This window comes from Mesorhizobium sp. M7A.F.Ca.CA.004.04.2.1, from assembly GCF_004022825.1.
Classification (GTDB): domain Bacteria; phylum Pseudomonadota; class Alphaproteobacteria; order Rhizobiales; family Rhizobiaceae; genus Mesorhizobium.
In genome coordinates, this window is sequence record NZ_RZPH01001617.1 from 1 (window position 1) to 698 (window position 698).

Annotated in this window: 1 protein-coding gene; it reads right to left on the minus strand. The window is 63.8% G+C overall.

From position 1 onward, the window contains the following. Window positions 1-582, minus strand: a 582-nt coding sequence (gene bmt, locus EN893_RS36515) for a betaine--homocysteine S-methyltransferase (protein WP_164901521.1), incomplete at its 3' end; no start/stop codon positions are given. Between the last annotated feature and the right edge of the window lie 116 nt (window positions 583-698).

Sequence of the window (698 nt, forward strand, 5' to 3'; positions counted from 1 at the left end):
CCTGGGCAGCAGGCCCATCATGGTGCGGCCGGCAGTGTCGAAGGAACCGGTATAGGTGTAGGGCAGGCCGACGCGGATAGCAGCCTCGGCGGCGGCCCGGATCTCGTCTGGAGCCGACATCGTCTCGATCCAGGCGACTTCGGCGCCGCCTTCCTTGAGGCCCTCGATCTGCTCGGCGAAGGCGTCGACTGCCTCGTCATAGGTCATGGCGCCCAGCGGCACCAGCAATTCGCCGGTCGGGCCGACCGAACCGGCGACGATCACCTTGCGGCCGGCCTTGCCGGCGACCGCACGCGCAAGCTCAGCGGCGCGTTTGTTCAACGCGTGCACGCGATCCTGCGCATGGTGCAGCTTCAAGCGGTGACGGGTGCCGCCGAACGAGTTGGTGAGGATGATGTCGGCGCCGGCATCGACGAAATTCTGATGCAGGCTGGTGATGGTGTCGGGCGCCGTCTCGTTGAGCAGCTCTGGCGCCTCGCCCGCCTCCAGCCCCATGGCGAACAGGTTTGTGCCGGTGGCGCCATCGGCCAGCAGCACGCCCTTTTCAGCCAGCAGCTCATCGATCGGGTTCGTGGTCGTCATCGGATTGGCTTTCATGTTTCGAATTCGAATAATGATATAAAGAAGTCTTTATGTGTAGTCAATGATTTTGCCGCGACCGCTCGGCCAGATGGTGCCCTTTCCTCACGATCCGGGGG